Here is an 18,071-nt window from a genome sequence, read left to right as displayed (position 1 = left end):
ATGAAGACTCACAACATTCCCGACGTCGAGAACATCCCCGTAGAGGTGCACCGCACGGGACTGGGCTGGTTCCCCGACGAGCCGGCCGCCACCATCACGCCCACCAGGACCACGCACGCGCCGTACATCCGCAGCCGCATCAAGCGGTTCCTGGCGGCCGGTTATTCGGTCACTGGCGGCTTCTCCGGAACGGAATATGCGAACGCGGCTATGGACCTGTCGCGAAACCTCCCCGACGGCTTCGAACCCTGGACCTTCACGGACGTGGAGCTGAACATGATTCACCGGGTCTTGAGTTGGTGCATGGTCCACGACAAGGAACTCCCCGTGAACCTGGCCATGCGTGAGGCCATATTCACGGCGCATCGCGCTCGTCACCGTCGTGACTGAGCCCGACCCGGAGTTGGTTCGGGAATTCATGGTGATCTCTGGGCTGAGAGAGCCGGGAGATATTCGTGAGGTGACACCTCCTGAGTTGCGGTTCTTCACGGCGTACTACCCGGCTCACGTGGAGCGGCTGAAGGGAGCTGCTGAACGGCAGCTCCAGAAAGAGGAGATGGACCGTCGGCGCCGTGAGAGCGCCGAAGCGGCGGCTCATCGGGCCTGGCTCATGAAGGACATGCGCAAGTGGGGCCCTGAGAACGGGTTCTTTGTCGGCACGCGGGGCCGTATCCCGCGAAAGGTCATCGAGGCATACCGAGAGGCAAAGGGAATTGAGTAAGCACACGCACATGGCCGCGGGGATCGTCTCCGAGAACCTGTCCAACCTGAGCGTCACCATCTCGTGGACGCCGGGCCAGACCGGCTATGCCGTCCAGTTCTTCGGGCAGGACGGCCGGACCCTCGAAGGCCACGAATACCGTGCGACCGCGAAAGAGCCCTTCGAGTTCAGCCCCAAGGAAACCGATCTCGACATGCGCGTCTATGAGGCGATGTTGACCGTCTACAACTCCCCGGCGAAGTTCGTGCAGATGCTCTCCGGGTTCGGGCTTCTCAAGTGGTTCGCCCCTGCCGCCATGACCAACAAGGCCCGTTCGATGTACGGAGGTATCGACAAGTGAGCCTGATCAAGCGATTCATGGACGACGAAGACGAGTTGAGCGAGATGGCCGCGAACGCGGCGTTCCTCGACAGCCCTTCGGAGAGGCTTCGCGCTCTCACTCTCGTGTTCCAGGAGTGCGGTACGAGAGCGCAGGTGTACGCCAACCCGATGGAAGCGGCGCGAATCCTGGTCAAGGGAGCGGTCTTGTATTTCCGCTTCAACCGGATGCTGGCCAGTTGGGAAATGGAGGCACAGGGTGCCTGAGCAGGTAACGCAGCAGGACACTTACGGCCACATTTTCGGCGCTTCCCCTCTCACCTACTCGTGGTGGGAGGGCATGAAGCGGAGTTGGAAGCCGAACGACATGGATGTGGTCCCGGATGGTTGGGCGGTCGCGGTCATCGGTGAGGACCCGGAGAGCAATGACAGAGGCGTCACGGCCCTGGTGAATCACTGGGCTCTGATCGGTGCCATGAACGCGATAGCTCACCCCACGGAGCCGTGGGGAGTGGACGCCGGCCCCTCCGCGGCGCGTGAGTGCCGGTCGTTTCTGTTTGACCCGGAGCTTGCCGACTTTGACGCGGACACGGCCGATTCCGTGCTTCAGGTCGTCGTGTTCGGTGACGTCGTCTTCGGCTGAGTGATGGTCCGTGGTGGGGGTCGGGATCGGTCTCGACCTCTCGCCACGGGCTCTTACTGAGTTCGGAGGAATGTGTGGAATGTCCAACTATGGTTACTCGTTCAACGAGGGGGCTGGGATGGCTCGCAAGGTGGTTACGACGATCACGTGCGACGGGTGCAAGAAGATCGGAAAGGGTGACGTTCCCGCGACTGTGGAACTGAAGATCGGAAACGACGAGTACGACCTGTGTGACCTGCACGGGGAGAAGTTCCGGGTCCTGCTGGCTGACGCCCTGGGCTACGAAGAGAACGCGGCGCTGAGCGCCTAATCAAGGGGTGGGGAATAGATCATGACGACGTTTGAGCAGATGTCTTTCGGTCCGATGGGTGCGGCCGTTTCCGAGGCCATGGCGACGAGCGAGGCGGACCCCATTGGGGTTTGGGCTGCGAGCCTGAGCCTCTACTCGGCCGCGATCAGCCGTACCGTGCGGCTCGACAACCGTAGGCCGGTCGTGGTGTGGACGGTGCTTGCTGGCCGCAGTGCCATCGGGCGCAAGGGATACGCCCTGAACACCGCTACGACGATCCTCAGCAAGGTTGACGGCCTCGGGGGATTCATCCACGCGCGGCGCCGTAGCGGCGTCTCGTCCGGGCCGTCCCTGGTCGACATGCTGTCCGGCCTGGAACTGGACTCGGTCGGCAAGGACGGCGGTCTCGACGGCCGGGCGATCCTGGTCGAGGAGGAGTGGGCGGCCGTCCTCAAGACTCAGAAGCGGTGCAGCAAGTTCAGCACGCTCTTCCGTACGGCATGGGACGGAAAGCCCCTGTCGAACCGGACCAAGAAGGACGGCTTGCAGTCGGTTGCTCAGCCGCTTCTCGGCTTCCATGCACACATCACGCCTGGTGAGTGGGGCAAGTACGTGTCCAGCTCCGAGGCCCTGGGCGGCTCGTACAACCGCCTGCTTCCGGTCCTGGTCGAGCGCTCGAAGCTCCTGCCCTGGGACAACAAGCCTCAGGTTCCCGACACCAGTGCGCTTCGGGAAGCCTTCGAGTGGGCCACTGAGGAGAACCGCGTCATGCGCTTCACTCGGGAGGCCGGCGAGCGGTACGACGAGATCCGGGCCGAGGTCGAGGCCAAGATGGCTGAGCTGCCCGAGCTGCTGGCCTCGTACATGGAACGCGCCGCTGAGCAGGTTCAGCGAGTGGCGGCTGTACTGGCCTCTATGGAGATGACTGAGGAAGTCACCCCGGAGGCCGTAGAGGCTGCGTGGGCCTTTGTTTCCTTCTCCATGGACAGCGTCGAGAAGCTGGTGAAGGACGCGGCTTCGGAGTCGGGAAGCACGCGTGCCGACAAATCCCCCCAAGAAATGATTCGAGACGTTCTGAAGAGGTACGGGGGAGAGACGAAGGCGTCTGACCTCCTTCGAGCCCTCTGGGGCAAGCTCAACGCGGCCGGGATCAAGGCCGCGGTAGAGGAGATGGACGACGTGGAAGTGATCCAGGAGAAGACGGGTAAGCGTGGCGCCCCGAGGCAGATGTATCGCCTGATCGATGCTGAAGACCGGGACCAGGACCAGGAGTACGAGAAGCCCACCCTGAAGGTGATCAGCTTCGAGGCTGCAAAGCCGAAGCCGAAGCAGGCGCCGGCGCCTGTCAGCTCGAACCCGTTCTTGAACGCTCTGCACCTGTAAGGCGCCTATGTGTAACTACAACAACCCGCTGTTCGTCCGCCCCTCCAAGCGAGTCGAGATGATTTCTCGGCAGCCGTCCCATGCGCACGCATGGGCCATCGTTGAGGAGTGGGCAGCAAAGATCGTAGACATGGGGATTGCGGATCGGTTCGGCGTGAGGACGTCTCCTCTCCCGCGAGGGTTTTGGGGCGTCTACCTCGTTGATCGGTCCATCCCGGAGGGCCAAGAGTCCTAAGTGCACACCCACCAACAAGTGAAGAGAGAAGCCACCATGCCTGACACCATCGCCCTGCCCGTTCCCGGACAGATCCGCAGGCACGTCATCAAGAACCTCGAACCCAAGACGAAGGGGGAGTGGGACCTCAAAGCCGCGAGCATCGCGGGGCACAAGGAATTGGTGGCGCAGGAGCGCAACAGCCTGAACACGATTGACCTCCACCTGACCAACGACGCGGTGGGGGTCGCGCTCGACATAGCCCGTGACTGGCTCGACAGCGACAACGGCAACAACGTCATGGCGGGGAAGTCGATGCTTAAGTTCGAACTGGAGTTCGAGCCTGACGACCCGCGCGAGATCCGGCACGAGATCAAGATGCCCAAGAGCCTCGCGGGGCACTTCGCCCCCAAGTACGGGAGCCCTTCCCCGTACAAGGACGAGTCCGAGGTCATCGAGACCGACATGGACCGGATGCGCTGGGTCGGTTCTGGTGGACACGGTCGAGTCCGGGCGGAAGCGCTCGGCTTCATCCTCGCGAAGATGGAGCGTCTGAAGGAGAACCCGCACCCGGCCACCAGTCGGGCCGCGAAGAAGTTCATCACCACCTACACCGAGCCGTACGAGAAGACGCAGCGACTCATCAATGGGTACCTCGGAACCGGTGAGGTCGAGGAGCAGGAACCCGAGATCCTGACGGCCGACGACTTCAAGGCCGCTATTCGCGGCCGGGGTCCCGAGCTGGTTGAGGAGCCCGAGGCGAAGCCGAAGCGCCTGGTGGTCATCGCCTGCGGCGGTAAGAAGTCTGACGCACCGGGGAAGATCCCCGCTGAGGACCGGTACACGGGCAACTACTTCCAGGCTTGCCGCCAGGCGTCCGAGGTCATGGACGGCCCGACGATGATCCTCAGCGCTAAGTACGGACTGATCCCTCTCACTGAGGAGATCGAGAACTACAACGTGAAGATGGGACAGCCCGGAAGCGTGGGGCTCGGGGTCCTGAGTCAGCAGGTCGAGAGGCTGGGACTCGGTGACGCCAAGGTGACTGTCCTCGGTGGGCAGGACTACGTGGCTTTCGCTCGGCTGCTGTGGGACGACCTTGAGGCGCCTCTGAAGGGCGGCATCGGCCAGCAGCTCAAGCAGCTCGCCGGTATCTATGGCGGGGACCCGGTGGACGAGCCCGACGAGCACCAGGAGCCTGAGGAGAAGCCCGCGGGGCCGTACCCCCACGAGTGGAAGTCCGGCTCTCTCCGGGACATCCCCAACTTGCCGGGGCGATACCACGCCGGTAGCCGGGTTGTCTGGTTCGGAGGGAAGGCCGGTAAGGCGAACCCCCAGCCGAGCAACTGGCGCAGGGTCGCGGTCTGCTACACGGGAGAGGGCCGATACGACCTCATCGACGTGGAGACGAGTGGGGTCCTCATGACGTGCACTCTCGCCTCTAAGGTCCACTGGGCGCCTGGTCGCAGTGAGAGGGAGTTCGACCAGTGGCGTAAGGAGAACCGCCCCGAAGACATCACGCCCGAGGTCGAGGCCGCCGAGAAGGCGCCGGCCGGTGGTTACGAGGTTCCGGAGAACTTCCTCGAACTAGCTGCGGAGGGCAACACCGACGCGGCTAAGGCGTACTGGACGCGCCGTTGCGAGCAGTACAGGAAGACCGGTAAGTGAAGCCCTCCGAGATGCCAAAGTGGCGGCCTGTAAAGGCAGTTCAGGGCCGATACAGCAGAGTGACAAGGAAGTGGAACCGTCTCGGCAACGATCAGAGATGGGACGAGGGAAGCAAATAAAAAAGAACGGCCCCGGACAGGGTAAGTGTCCGGGGTCGTTCGCTTTCACCCTACAGGACGGAGAGGTCATCTCGACCTCTTCTCGTCAAACGATCAACCACCTATGATCACCGAACACACGAACTATGTGGGGGGCAGAACTACATGGAAACGCCGCAGGCTGAGCGTCCTCTGAGAACGATCGTTGACCGCTTCGGTTGGCCGAAGGTGCTCATCGGCTCCTTGCTTATCGGCTGTCTGATTGGCTTCGTCAAGGTGGAGTTGAGCGGCAACGACAGCCCGCCTTCCTGTGCGAAGCAGTACGCCAACGTGTACGGCGGTGGGGGAGGCGAGTACATGAACAAGATGGTGGAGTGCGACCAGTCGGTTGAGAAGTGGTGCGCCAAGCACCACCCGGAGGCCGCTGACGATTGCTCGAACGCTATAGAGATTGACGGCGACGACCGGAACGTGGGAAAGGGCTGATCATGCATCAGACGAACCTTGGGTGGTGGGCGTTGAACCGCAACTCGCAGGCTGGCGTGTCATCCATACTCGAAGTGGAGCTTGGGGAGAAGGACGAGGCAGGCGACTACGCGGCCACCTTCCTTGTGCCAGCCGGGGACGAGTGGGACGCGGCGAAGCTGTTCATGCACCTGCTGAGTCAGGGACCGGTGCAGGCTGACAGGGATGCGGGGATCACCCGCATCACGGCCAAGTATCCGGGCTACCTCGGAGACCCGAACGCGAAGCACACGATCTGACGCGGAGACGAAAAAAAGCCCCCCGGCCGCAGCCGGGGGGCATTTCATTCATTCTCTCAACCCGAGGTAGACCCCTCTACCTCAGACCTGGGGGGCCGGCACCTCAGCGGGTGCCGGCTCGGCAAGAGCAGCCGCCTCAGCGGCAGCAACCTGCTTGGCGTTCAGCTTCTCGATCTCGGCAAGCGCGAGCTGGCCCGCCTCAGCGAGAGCCCACGCGGTGGCCGTCTTCTCGTCCTGCTTCCGCTGAGCGACCTCACCGAGGCCGAGCAGAGCAGCGACACAGCCAACGAGGGCTTCCCACGGGACGCCCGGCCAACGGGCGACAAGGACAGGCGCCAGAGCGCCAACTAGACCGATCAGACGAACAGCGTGCTTGGAAAGAAAGTCCTTCATGTTGACTCCTCAGAGGGTCACTTGCAGGTGGGCTTGGTGGCAGTCGGCTTCGGAGTCGCCTTGTGGGTGGTCTTGGCAGACGCCTTCGGCGTCGCCTTGGCAGAAGCCGAAGGCTTGGCCGGCACGTTGACGGTCTGGCCGGGCTGGACCACGTCAGGGTTCTTCACCTGCGGGTTGGCAGTCAGCAGGGCCGCGAGCGTCACACCAGCGGCCACAGCGATGGACCCCAGAGTCATGCCGGACTTCACGACGACCTTCTTCAGGCCGGTCGGGGCCGACTTTGCGGCCGGGGTCGAGGAGACAGGGGCGTCCGCCTTCGCGGCGTAGTGGAAGCCCGCCTTGCCCTTGAGGGCCGGGTCCGCGGTGGTCACTCCCTCAGCGAACTGGGGAAGGCCGTAGCCGTAGGTGTTCGCGTCGCGTCGAGCGCGCTTTCGCAGATACACCCCGTCGCCTTCGGGCGAGTTGTTGACGTTCGTATTGCCTTCGACGGTGTAGATGTACGTCGCGTCGTAGGCGTAGACGATTCCCGTGTGCGTCCCGCCGTTCGGGCCGTAGAAGACCTGAGCACCGATCGCAGGGAAGTCCGAGTAACGCCCCTTCTGGCGGAACCAGTCCAGTGCAGTAGCGCAGGACGCAGTACGCGGGAACAGGTCGGCATTACCCGACTTCAGAGCACCCCAGGAAACGTAGAGCGCACACCAGGCGTAGCCACCAGCAGACACCCACGCCATCCCAGGAACCTGGGCGGCATACTTCTCCTTGTTGTTCCAATGGCCCCCGGAGAAGCCTTCCTTGTACCCCACTTCCGCCTTGGTCACCTTGATTAGCTCTGCGGCACCACTCATCTTGTTGTCCCCCTTCAGGGCATGAAAAAGGAGGCCGAGGACGAACCTCGGCCTCCGAAAAGGCAGTTGTCAGACGTGCAGCTCTCTGAGTCGGTCTGGATCGAGTGCAGTGAGAAGGTCAATGAGCCGCTGGTTCTTCTTCTCAATGGCTGCGAGTCGCAGCTTGATCTCCTCTAGATCGTCCTCAAGCCGGTCAGCGCGAGCCTTCTGCGCTTCGGCTTCCTCTTTCCAAATGTTGTGGGTGCCCCTGCGCCAGTTGGCATAAATAACCATCGAAGCGGCAGTGAGAGCACTAGCAAGGGAAACGATGTTGTCGATCTGCATCACGCCTCCCTGTACCAGCCCTGAATAGTGATGATGGTCGAGGTCCCGAGCTGTTCGCCTCGAACGATGATGTCGGTGGGTCCACGGAGCTGATCGATAATGGCTCCCGAGCCGCCCGCGAGGATCATTGCGCTGAAGCCACCAGAAACAGAACTGTTGGTGCCAGCCGCTATGCCGCCGCAGTACGCGCCTATGAACTGGCGAGTCGTGGCGGCGCCGCTTCCGCCGTCGCGGTAGGGCGTGCTCGGGAGGGAAATGGTGATTCCAGTCGTGCCCGAGCCTGCCGCATTGACGGCTAGGTAGATCTCGACCAGGACGAGCTTGCCGATCTTCTTGTACCAGCCGACTTGCTGATTCCACGTGACAGTGCCGCCGTTGGTCACGGCCGGCACGTAGGTGCTCCACGTGGTGGACGAGACAGTCAGGTCTCCGCCGACGACGAAGGCGGTGTCCGTCTTCAGAGTGCCGGCCGCGGACCGGTAGAGGACGGCGTCGCGGGCGTTCGTGCCGTCGCCCCACTCGTGCTTGCCGTCGGCCATCACGTTGTGGCGAACCACTGCATCCGTCGTGACCTTGGACGTGTACGCGCTGTTCGAGGCAGCGGGACGAGTGCTGTCGGTAGACCCCTGGTGAGTCGTAGTACCGCCGATCACGAAAGCGCCATCGGTAGTGAGAGTGCTGACTCCCGAGCGGTACAGCGTGGTGTCCCGGTTCGCGGCGCCGGTGCCCCACGAAAACTTGCCCTCGGTGGTGACACGGACCCTGTCGAAGCCGTCCCCGGTCACGTTGATGCCGAGCATGTCAGTGGCGGCTACGGCGCCAGAGAGCTTGGGGAGACCGGTGAAGTTCGGGTTACCCGAGAAGGCACCCGAGAGGACCGCTGTGTTGATGGTGGGGTTCGTGAGCGTCTTGTTCGTGAGGGTCTGCGTGTCCGTGGTGCCAACGACGTTGCCGGTGACTCCGTGGACGTTGGTCACGGCAGTCCTGTGAGTGGCGTCCTGGGCATCGGAGTACGCACGGTCCCCGTGGGGATCGATCCCGGAGACGTGGGCGTCGAGCCGTTCCCCGATCGTCACGGAGACGAGAGCGACCCTGCTGCCACCTCCGAAGTCCACCCACAGACGCTCGTATCCGTCGGGGCCGTAAAAGGCTGCGACGAAGCCGTGGATGTCCGCCTGAAGCTGGAGGATCGGGGCTCCGTCGATGTTGGTCAGGTCAGTGAGCTGTGCCGCGCCGGCACTGGGGCCGTCCCAGACGGTTCCCACAGCGTTCGGTACACGGGCGCCGGTGATGTCTTCGGCAACTGAATCGGCTGTACCACCGAAGAGATTGCGTGCCAAATGGCACCTCCATAAGGGCATGAAAAAAGGCCCTGCTGGAGATGCCAGCGGGCCTAACTCGTGAAGTGCGGGTATTAGTTGCCGAAGGTCGCTGCCTCGTACACGCCGGAGATCTTGACGTTGGACAGCGGAGGAATGGCTCGAAGGCCGTCCAACCCCTCAGAGGTGGTGGTCGGGTTGGGGTAGAGGAGATACATGACGGTCTGACCAGAACTGCTCTGGCTGATCTCAGCGTGGATCTCGACCACGTTGGGAAGTCCGCCGTTGTAGTTGGGGTTCCGAAGAATGCCCTTGACCACCTGGCCCGTAGTGCCTGTGGCAGGAGTCGGGAGCGTCACAGCGATCGTGCTGTTGCCCGTACGAGTCGGGCCAGTGTCTTCCCAATCGTTGTTCAGGTACATCGAGAAATAGACCATCCCAGGGGCGATCCAACGCCACCGGCCAACCTTGTTGGCGCTCGGGAGATCAACGTTCACGTTGACCAGACTCGGCGTGTACTGACGGGGCTTGCCCAGGTCACGCGAAACGACATTGCCGTCTCGACCGATCCAGTACTCGCTTTGGGTGTCGGTGTTGTTCGAGTCCATGTCGATCAGGAAGGACCCGTTCGCCTGATACGAGGTTGCCGAGGTCGCATTCCACGGCACTGCCATGTGCTCGGGGGCATCGAAGGGCATGACGGGGACGACGCTGAGGGCCGCACTGTTGGCCGGCACGGTGACCTGGTGGAGAGGCATCTCCCAGACACCGCCATAGGTGCGGGTCAGTGCCGGCGCCTTCGGGTTGGCCGCGGGCTGGCCCTGGACCACCGCAAGGTTGACCGAGCTGGTTGACATGTTGGCCCGCAGGACGATCAGGTCTGTACGCCCCGTCGCGCCCGTGTTGGCTGCGATGGTGACGGTGTTGGTAGCGGTGAGCTGGTAGTAGAAGCCTCCGACGAGGGCCCGGCCGGGGCTGACGGTCACAGAGGTGTTGGTCGCCACGGCGGCCGTGAAAGGCAGGGAGAAGCTGTCGATGCTCGTCTGTTCAAGGCGGAAGTCCACCCGGTCCTTGCCGAAGATCCGAGCAAGGTACTGCCACTGTGCCTGAGACACCATCTGTGCTCCGCCGCCCGCACTGTCGGCGGCAAAGGGATAACTGATCTCGTTTGCCATTACATCCTCGCCTCAAGTCGACGCAACTTTTCGCGCATGTCGAACACTGTCTTATAGAGATTGAGCGGGTTACCTGAACCCTGGTCACCGATGGACGGGGACACTGTTTCTGTTTGTCCGCCCTGGTCCACGGTGATGGACACCTCACGCACGATGTCTGTGTATTCGGTGCCGTCCACGGAGACGGTCACGATGTCGCCCACGAAGTAGTCGCGTCCGAACCGGATATGCGGGGTGTCAAGCGGATAGATCTGGAAATTGCCGGTCTTGGCGCCAGTGGTCAGAGCCTCTGTAGCGGCGTCCAAGACGGCCTGCTTGGCCGTAGTGAACTGGGCGTCAGTCACGCTGAGATCGGCCTTGATGGGCAGGCCCGTGGTCGGGTCCGCCTTGATGGGCAGGTCTCGACGGTCTACCCACTGCTCGATCTGCAAGCCCCACTCGGCCTCGGTGTCAGTGTCGATCTGCTGGTACAGGTACCGGCCCTTGCCGGTGCCCTGGCAGGCCACAATGACTCGCGTGACGGTCGGAGCCGTCAGGGACCAGGTGAACTCTCTAAGGTTGCCAAGCTCCTTGCTGAAGCGGACGCTCTTGGACAGGTCCCGCGGAGCGAAGATGTGGCAGTTGATGACCTTCGCGTTCGGGTCCCATACGAAGCGGTAGCCAGCGCCGTTGTTGCCGGCCCCCGTGTTGGTGGTCCAGGCTTCGAGCTTGGTCCCGATGACATCCCACTGGAGATTGTCAGAGATGGTCGTACCGAAGCTCACGTCACCTTCGAAGATGACGTTGCCGAGCTGGCGCTGAGACACAGCACCAGGACCAAGGGCCTTGTTCAGCTCGGACCAGATCAGGTGACCAGCCGGGCCGGAAACGGCCCTGGCGTCGTCTGTGTTCGACCACTGCTGTGTTGCCGACTTCGTAGGGTCGGGGTAGGCCAGGCGGTTGTACGCAAGCTTGTTGTCGCACTTGCCGCCGAAGTACAGCGAGCCCAGCGAAGTGTGTTGGTCGTTGGTCCAATAGTGCTGGAAGGACTCGATCTGACCCGTCAGGATCGGCGTCGCTACACCGTCTTGGTAGACCGCGATGCCGCCACCCTTTTGCAGGATGTCAGCCTGAGGAGTACCAGCTCCCACAAGGATTTGCCACGTGCCGGCCTGGCAGTAACGGACCACCAGGTCCATTGAGATCCACGTGTCGATCTCGCCTATTCGGTTCAGTGCAGAGTCGCGCACCTCCACTCGATAGCCCATTTACACCTCATGTCAGTAAGTTGCGTAGCGAGGCAAAAGATCCATCTTCACAGTGGGGGTTCCACTGCCTGAGACGAGATTCGCCTGAACGGTCGTTGTGCCCGCGGGGATTGACCAAAGGACAGGGTTGGCGGACAGGAGAGGGAAATAATTCGTTCCCTGGTCGTCCGTGACGGTCTTCCAGCCCGGCCGACTGTCGACGGTGAGCGTCCGTCCGACCGCTAGGCAGTCAGCTCCACCGGGCTGTGTCGGGATGCCCCAAGCCGACCCGTCAGGGCCGGTGAAGTTGAAGCTCTTCAGAGGCCCGGTGATCGTCCACACGGGCCACGCTTCGATGTCTCCGGGGTTGTCCACGATGAGCGTGCCCGTGGCCGGCGTGCCGCTGTTGAGCTTCAGGGGGAGGAACGGGTTCCCGAGGAGCGGGTACGACTGGCCGAAGCTCCAGTTGGCCTCTGTGTTCACGTCTCCGTAGAACCAAGGGTCCATGGCCATGAGTTGGATGCCGTAGGCCATCCAGGAGAAGCCTGAGGTACCGACGGCTTCACTGCCTTCCATGCCGCTGACGTAGTAGCACTGAAGGCGCCGGGCCACTCCGTCCTGCTCAACGAACGTGAGGACGGCGTACCCGTTCTTGGGGTTCAGCGCATTGGCGAGCTTGCGCTTGAAGGAAAGAAACGTCTTGCGGTCGACTCCGTAGACGAATAGCGGCAAGAGGATCTGCCGGGCTGCCGCCCTGGCACCTCGGTACATCGTGCCGTCGAGGTTCGGTGAGTCGTCGGTGTGCAGCTCATACGGAGGCATGTCCAGCCCGGAAGCTCCGGGCTGAAGCACGATGGCCGGCCATGCCCCATTGGTGAGACCGGTGAGGGGGATCTCCTCCCCCTCACCGTTGTAGCCCCTGATCGACACGTAAGTGTGCTGCCAATTCTCCGGAATCGGGATGAGCGGGTTTGAGTTCCACCCTCCGTTATCTGGGATGTATGGCCCTGCGGGAATCGGCATTCAACACTCCTAGTCGATTACAGGTTGGCCATCGTCTCTGCGTACTTCATCGCCCGAAGAACGGCCTGAGTGGTGTTCTCGGCCTTGGCCTCATGAATGTGGATCTCGTACTTCCGACCCGCCATCCCAGCCGTCTCACGGTTGGTGAAGACGCGCTCACCACCATTGAAATTGATCAGCTCAGGGCCCCTCTCGCCAACGAGGGCGACACCAGGAGAGGCCGATCGGGTACCGGTCGCGTAACCCTTGAGCTTACTGACCGAGGTGGTTTTCTTGGTCTTACCGCCAACGGTCCTTTCGGTAACCGTGGTGGTAGTCCCCTTGGCCGGGTCGGAGGTCGTGGTGGTGACCGTAGTGACCTTCCGGCCCTTCGAATCCGTCGAATAAGTAGTCCTTACCCGGACGGTCTTCTTCTTGGCGGTACTCCCTCCGCCCTTGACTGCCTGGCCTTCACCAGTGAGCCAAGTAAGGAGAGACGCCAAGCCGGAAGAAACCTGCGTCTTCGAATTGAAGTGCAGCTTCTTCTTGAGGGTGTTCGTGATCGTGTCAGCGATGCCCTCGATCTGCTTCTTCAGCTTGTTGTCCTTCGCGGTCAGACCGTCGACAAGCGACTGAGCGGCCTTCTTCCCCGCGGAGTAATACGAGCCAGCGACCGACTTACCAAGGTCATTCGAGGCCGTTCCGATAGCCGTATAGGTCTTGTTGTAGTCCGAGACCTGAGCAGCAGTGGACTTCAGCAGCTCCTTCGCCATGGCGTCGCCCTGTTCGGGACCAGCCTGGGCAATCTCGCTGAGGATGTCCTTGGAAAAGCCCTTCTTCGAGACCGCAGTAAGGTCGGTCTGGAAGGACTTAATCGCGGCCAGACGCTCATGCAGGCTGTTGAGGCCAGCAGAAGCCGACACCCCATCGGCGTTGAACACGTCCGAGAGGGACCGCAGACCAACGGCCTTGTCAGAGATGGACGTAGCCATTGCGGACTCGTCCTTCTTGACCTGAGCCAACTTGGCGTTAGCGTCCTTGAGCTTGGGCGCGAGGGCAGTCCGATCCTTGACGATCTTCTGGAGCTGCTTGTTCTCTCCGTCGAGCCACTTGTTCAGGCTGTTGGCCGTCTTCGAACCGATCCGGTTCGAGGTGAACGCGTCCTTGATGATCTGGTAGAGCTTGTTCACCGCGGAATTCAGGGACGACACGCTCTTTTCAGCGTCCGCCGCCACACCAGTGGTGCGCTTGCTCCCTGTACCGGTCGCATAGCCCCTCAGCGCCTTGACCGCAGCCAACTTGCTGTCCTGGTGAGTCAGAACGGTTTCACCGCCACGGAAATTCACCAGCTCGGGGCCCTCTTCGCCAACCCAGGCCCATCCATTAGCAGCACCGTCGGTGCCAGTGGCGTACCCCTTGGTGCCGGAAAGAGCCTTCTGCCAGCCCTTGCCGTACCGGTGGACGGCGTAATTCAAGCCCGCGTAGATGTTCGCCATCGGGTCGAGAATGCCCCGCTTGAGGTACGGGCCGGCGTAGTGCTGGAACGTCTGTGGAATCGTCTGCATGAGGCCCTGTGACGGGTTACCCATCTTTGCGTTCGAGTCCCAGTTATTGACGATGCTCGGGTTGCCTCCGGACTCCACGCCGATCCGGTGAAGGACCAGGTCGAGGTTTGACGGAGAAAGACCGAGCTGAGCCAGCGCCATTTTCACCTGAGGCGCCCACCGCTTAACGCTGCCACCCGAACCGGGTTCGCTGATGAGCTTGGCTATCTTGTCGGCAACGTCCGGCTTTACAGCAGAGACCTTGCTCCCGGAGAAGTCGAACAGGCCCTTCGTGTTCGGGAGCGAATCCTTCGCTGTGCCGTAGATGTCACCGACGACCTGAGAGGCATAGCCCATCGGGTTGTTCCAGATTTGCCCGACCGACTTGACCATGTCAATCACGCCGTTGTACTCGGACTTGGCCAAGTCCCAGACACCTGAGACGGTGTCGGCGATAGCCCCTGCCGGGTCAGCCAGGAAATCAGTTCCTCCGTTCCAGAGCGCCTTGGCAGAATCCCAAGTTCCGGTGAAGAGGCCGGTCACACTGTCCTTCAGCGTGTCCCAACTGAAGAGGTCGCTGAGGTACTTACCTCCACGCTGGAGGATGTTCCCCTTGCCCTTCCAGACGTCATCCCATGCATACTGACCGGCGATAGGGCCAACGGCTCCACCGATAATTCCGATGAGCTGCGACAACCCGTCCGGGAGAGGCAGCTTCTTCAGGAATTCCCAGGAATCCTTTGACAGGAAGTTAAAGATTCCCTTGAATTTCGAGGCCATGTCGGAGCCGATGAAGTGGGCACCAGCGGTACCCGTCCCCACGACACCGCTTCGAACGTCGCCGCCGAGACCATCGGACGTGGCATCCATCGCCATGGTGGTGGTCGCGGCGAGGGCGTCAGGACCGATCTGGAAATCCTTTACGAAGTTGGAGATCTTGTCGAGACCGAACTTCTTGAAGACACCGCCGTTGGCGAACTTCATTTCCTTACGGACCCCGCCGACACCCTTGGTACGGGCGAGCAGGTTCATCTTGTCCACGAACCCAGGACCAACGGCCGCGGTCCACTCGGGCCGCATAATCGCCTCTCCACCCGACAGGTGGAGGTTGCCGGCCGTGGGGCTGACGAAGTGATGGACGTCCTTACCGGGGGTGTACCCCGGCAGAATGCCGCCTGTGGCCCTGTGGGTGCCGCCGAGGCCAGGCTTCTTCGGCGGGGTGACCTTGTGGTTGCTGCCGTTCGGCGCGTGATCCGCAATGTGCTTCAGCTCGGTGTTCAGGCCGAGAGCCGCGACGCCGGCCTCTTCGAGCTTCTTCTTCAGGTTGGCGATCTGGTCAACGATCTTCTTCGTGTTCAAGCCGTTGAGCTGACCGACACGGTGAATCAGAGAAGTCTCACCGGAACCGAACTTCCTCGAAGTGGCGTCCGCCTCGTCCTTGACGGCCTTGACCTCGCCTCGCAGTGCGGTAAGAGCAAGCGCGTTGAGCTTGTTCACTTCCGTCTGCTGATGCTTCGTGGCGGAGATCAGTGCATCCGTCTTCGACTTCAGACCCTTGAATTCGCCAGTCACGCCGTTGAGGTTCTTGTCGTTCAGGGCGTTCACAGCGGTCTCGGAATGCTTGACCGAGGTCTTGAACTCGTCGTCCTTCTGCGTGACCTTCTTGAACTCCTCATCGAGGCCCGTGAGCTGAAGAGCCCGGAGGTTCTTCACGGAGGTCTCGACGTCCCGGACCGCCTTCGCGGCCAGTTCAGCCTTCGCCTTGACGCTGGAGTCCTTGCCCGCGAACTCCTCGGCGAGAGGCTTCAGGTTCTCGTCCTTGAGGAGCTTCAGCTCGTCCTTCAGCCCTTGGATCAGGGTGTCCAGCTGGGTGACGTTGCGCTGAGCCTGCGAGGTGTTGACGTTGATCTCGTCGGCCTGACGGCTCGGGCTCTGCGCTGTGCGTCGAGACTGGAAGCCGCTCTTGAAGCCGTTGCCCTTAGCGGCGGAGACGAGGCCACTCACCGCGGCTGTGCCGAGCTTGGCCGTCCCCTTGGTGAGCTTGAACGCACCCTTGGCTATGCCAGCGATGGGAGATCCCAGCTTCAGAATCTTGCCGAAGATCTTGATGACGCCACCGAAGACGATCGCTGCACCGCCCACGAGGGCGGCCAACTTTCCGGCCTTGATGACGAGGTTCGTCAGACCAGGGTTGTTGTGGAGAACCTTGACTACGTCCTTCACCCAACCGGCGAAGATCGTCAGGTCCTTGAACAGCTCCTTGACGATCTTTGCAGAGGGCCCCTTCAGGTCCTTGGCGAGATCCGTGACTGTGTTGAGAAGGCCACCCTGGTAAGTGGTCTTCCCGTAGTTCGGGTTCTTCTTGTACTTCTCAACGCCACCCGGACCGACGCCGGTTTGGATGTACTTCCGGTTGTCTACGTGCTTCTTGCCCATGAGGGCTTCACCGGCACCTGAATACTCGTAGGTGCCGTTCTTGCCCTTGGGCTTGATGAACAGGTTGGCCAAGCTGTACTTGCCCTGTTCCCACATGTTCGCAAGGCGGGTGCCTACCGTCGCGGAACCAGAGGAGACGGCCGCACCCGCAATCTTCGGGTCCTTCGCTCGCTTCAAGAGGGCGTCGACAACGCCCTCACCAGGCACTCCGCCAGTGGTCTTGGCGTTGGCCATCCAGTCCATCATCTGAGCCGAAGCGGTGTACTCCTTCGGCAGCTTGATGCTGACGCCGGCCTTCTTCTGCTGCTTGAGCTTGGTAGCCGTTTCCTTCTTGGTGTATGCGCGGTCACCGAAACCGAAGGACTTCGCCAGTTCCTCAATCGGGATACCGGCATTGTCTGCAAGCGACTTGACGTTGCGCAGGGACGCACGGTCGGCGTCCTGCATGATGGAAACGGCGTACATCGCACGCTGGACCTGAGCCGGGTCGGTGACACCCGCGTAGGCGGAGAGGTTGCCGATGGCCTCAACAAGGCTCGTTGCCCGCTTGGACGCCTTCTTCGAAGAGAGGCCGTGCGCGGTGCCGGCACGGGTGTACTGCGTGCCGTACTTGAACATGTCCTCGACGCTGTAGGGCGTCGCCGTACCGTAGTTCTTGAGGGTGTTGATTTCCTTCGAGGTGTCCTTGTTGGACACGCCCATCCGCTGAAGAGCGGTCTGGGCCTGCATCATCGAGTCGGCAGCCGAGACACCCAGGTACGACATGGCGCCGGCCGCCGTCATGAGCGGCGTGACCAGGTTCCGGGTGATGCTGCGTCCGAACTCGGACATGGTGGAGCCGAAGCCCTCGACCTTGCTGCCCATGCCGTGGACAGCGCCGGTCCAGCTCTTCTCAACCTTGCGAGCGTTGTTCTGGAGAGTCCGAACGGTGGCAGCACCCTGCCGGATCGTCTGGAGGTTGGCAGCCTTCTGGGCTTCCGCCGACTTGATGGCCGCCTGAGTAGCTGCAACACGTGCAGACTTCTCGGTCTCCAGCTCAGAGAGGATCTGAGCCTTGCGGGTGTTGTACGCCTGCGTGTAAGCGGCCGTCGTCTCACGGGCTGCGGTCTTCGCCGCGGTGGCCTCCATGCCCGCTTGGCGGATGATCAGCCGGGACAGGTTCGAACGCTGTACAGCACGCGCCTTGTCCTGTGCAGCCTCTTCGGCTGCGACTTTCCGGGCCTCCGTGGCTTCGAGCGTCGCCCACTGCTTGGCACTGGCGATGCGAGCGGAGGTCAGCTCCTTGCCTGCGGCCTCCATCTCTGCGACAGAGGTGAGGTAGGCGTCAGCCACCTCTTTGCCGTACTTGATCTCAAGGTCACGGGCAGTACGAAGAGCCTTGTCCTGAGCGGCAGCAGCCTTCTCGGCCGCAGCCGTCTTGACTGCCTCCGCCTTGGCGTGAGCCTCGGTGACCATGGACAGGGCCTTGAGGTAGCCGGCCACCTCGGTCTTGTTGAACTCGGAGCGCTTCGCGGCGGCCTTCTGCTCCAGCTCGACGCGCTTAGCGGCTTCCTCTCCGTAGACCTTGGTCACGTAGGCCAGAAGCTTGCTCTGAAGCTCTGCAACCTGCTCGGCTAGTTTCTTCTGGTCACCCGCAAAGGCTGCAATCTCCTTCTGGGCCAAGTCGAGCTGCTTGCGAAGCTCAACCTGGTTCATCTCGGGAGTGATTA

At 61.9% G+C, this 18,071-nt stretch carries 18 protein-coding genes; 10 read left to right on the top strand and 8 right to left on the bottom strand.

Annotated elements, in window-relative coordinates; translation table 11 throughout:
- From ABZV42_RS17820 to ABZV42_RS17775, 10 genes are all read left to right on the top strand, one after another.
- Window positions 1-390 (top strand): hypothetical protein, encoded by a 390-nt coding sequence (locus ABZV42_RS17820; RefSeq protein WP_356052562.1) that lies wholly within the window; start codon window positions 1-3, stop codon window positions 388-390.
- A complete protein-coding gene (locus ABZV42_RS17815; RefSeq protein ID WP_356052560.1) occupies window positions 383-721 on the top strand; it encodes a histone-like nucleoid-structuring protein Lsr2 in 339 nt (112 codons plus the stop codon). The genes ABZV42_RS17820 and ABZV42_RS17815 overlap by 8 nt, the downstream gene beginning before the upstream one ends.
- Window positions 714-1,061, top strand: coding sequence for a hypothetical protein (locus tag ABZV42_RS17810; RefSeq protein ID WP_356052558.1), 348 nt, complete (start codon window positions 714-716; stop codon window positions 1,059-1,061). The genes ABZV42_RS17815 and ABZV42_RS17810 overlap by 8 nt, the downstream gene beginning before the upstream one ends.
- Window positions 1,058-1,306, top strand: coding sequence for a hypothetical protein (locus ABZV42_RS17805; RefSeq protein WP_356052556.1), 249 nt, complete (start codon window positions 1,058-1,060; stop codon window positions 1,304-1,306). Before ABZV42_RS17810 ends, ABZV42_RS17805 begins: the two co-directional genes overlap by 4 nt.
- Window positions 1,299-1,682 carry a hypothetical protein gene (locus ABZV42_RS17800; RefSeq protein ID WP_356052554.1) on the top strand — a complete coding sequence of 128 codons (384 nt, stop codon included), beginning with the start codon at window positions 1,299-1,301 and terminating at the stop codon, window positions 1,680-1,682. The genes ABZV42_RS17805 and ABZV42_RS17800 overlap by 8 nt, the downstream gene beginning before the upstream one ends.
- Before the next feature lie 118 nt (window positions 1,683-1,800).
- Window positions 1,801-1,992, top strand: coding sequence for a hypothetical protein (locus ABZV42_RS17795; protein WP_356052552.1), 192 nt, complete (start codon window positions 1,801-1,803; stop codon window positions 1,990-1,992).
- A gap of 21 nt (window positions 1,993-2,013) precedes the next feature.
- Window positions 2,014-3,354: a DUF3987 domain-containing protein gene (locus ABZV42_RS17790; protein WP_356052550.1), complete on the top strand. Its 1,341-nt coding sequence runs from the start codon at window positions 2,014-2,016 to the stop codon at window positions 3,352-3,354.
- 271 nt (window positions 3,355-3,625) lie between these two features.
- Window positions 3,626-5,236: a DUF6884 domain-containing protein gene (locus tag ABZV42_RS17785; protein WP_356052549.1), complete on the top strand. Its 1,611-nt coding sequence runs from the start codon at window positions 3,626-3,628 to the stop codon at window positions 5,234-5,236.
- Window positions 5,237-5,499: 263 nt separating this feature from the next.
- Complete coding sequence (locus ABZV42_RS17780) at window positions 5,500-5,820, top strand: hypothetical protein (RefSeq protein WP_356052547.1); 321 nt, start codon at window positions 5,500-5,502, stop codon at window positions 5,818-5,820.
- Window positions 5,821-5,822: 2 nt separating this feature from the next.
- Window positions 5,823-6,098: a hypothetical protein gene (locus ABZV42_RS17775; RefSeq protein WP_356052545.1), complete on the top strand. Its 276-nt coding sequence runs from the start codon at window positions 5,823-5,825 to the stop codon at window positions 6,096-6,098.
- An 81-nt stretch (window positions 6,099-6,179) separates the two neighbouring features.
- Here the strand turns inward: ABZV42_RS17775 and ABZV42_RS17770 are convergent, their stop codons facing one another.
- The 8 genes from ABZV42_RS17770 to ABZV42_RS17735 all read right to left on the bottom strand — a co-directional run bounded on the left by ABZV42_RS17770 (window position 6,180) and on the right by ABZV42_RS17735 (window position 18,057).
- On the bottom strand, window positions 6,180-6,491 hold the full coding sequence (locus tag ABZV42_RS17770; protein ID WP_356052544.1) for a hypothetical protein: 312 nt from the start codon (window positions 6,489-6,491) through the stop codon (window positions 6,180-6,182).
- Window positions 6,492-6,508: 17 nt separating this feature from the next.
- A complete protein-coding gene (locus tag ABZV42_RS17765) occupies window positions 6,509-7,336 on the bottom strand; it encodes a LysM peptidoglycan-binding domain-containing protein (RefSeq protein ID WP_356052542.1) in 828 nt (275 codons plus the stop codon).
- A gap of 69 nt (window positions 7,337-7,405) precedes the next feature.
- Window positions 7,406-7,660 (bottom strand): hypothetical protein, encoded by a 255-nt coding sequence (locus tag ABZV42_RS17760; protein ID WP_356052540.1) that lies wholly within the window; start codon window positions 7,658-7,660, stop codon window positions 7,406-7,408.
- Entirely contained in the window at window positions 7,660-9,000 is a 1,341-nt protein-coding gene (locus tag ABZV42_RS17755; RefSeq protein WP_356052538.1) for a hypothetical protein, read from the bottom strand. The genes ABZV42_RS17760 and ABZV42_RS17755 overlap by 1 nt, the downstream gene beginning before the upstream one ends.
- Before the next feature lie 74 nt (window positions 9,001-9,074).
- A complete protein-coding gene (locus tag ABZV42_RS17750; RefSeq protein WP_356052535.1) occupies window positions 9,075-10,154 on the bottom strand; it encodes a hypothetical protein in 1,080 nt (359 codons plus the stop codon).
- Window positions 10,154-11,401: a siphovirus ReqiPepy6 Gp37-like family protein gene (locus ABZV42_RS17745; RefSeq protein WP_356052534.1), complete on the bottom strand. Its 1,248-nt coding sequence runs from the start codon at window positions 11,399-11,401 to the stop codon at window positions 10,154-10,156. The genes ABZV42_RS17750 and ABZV42_RS17745 overlap by 1 nt, the downstream gene beginning before the upstream one ends.
- Before the next feature lie 12 nt (window positions 11,402-11,413).
- A complete protein-coding gene (locus ABZV42_RS17740) occupies window positions 11,414-12,403 on the bottom strand; it encodes a phage tail domain-containing protein (RefSeq protein ID WP_356052532.1) in 990 nt (329 codons plus the stop codon).
- A gap of 17 nt (window positions 12,404-12,420) precedes the next feature.
- Window positions 12,421-18,057: a transglycosylase SLT domain-containing protein gene (locus ABZV42_RS17735; RefSeq protein ID WP_356052530.1), complete on the bottom strand. Its 5,637-nt coding sequence runs from the start codon at window positions 18,055-18,057 to the stop codon at window positions 12,421-12,423.
- Window positions 18,058-18,071 lie beyond the last annotated feature (14 nt).

This window comes from Streptomyces sp. NPDC005281 (genome assembly GCF_040607495.1).
Taxonomy (GTDB): domain Bacteria; phylum Actinomycetota; class Actinomycetes; order Streptomycetales; family Streptomycetaceae; genus Streptomyces.
Note: the sequence above shows the minus strand (reverse complement) of the source record. Positions and strands in the feature narration are given on the sequence as shown.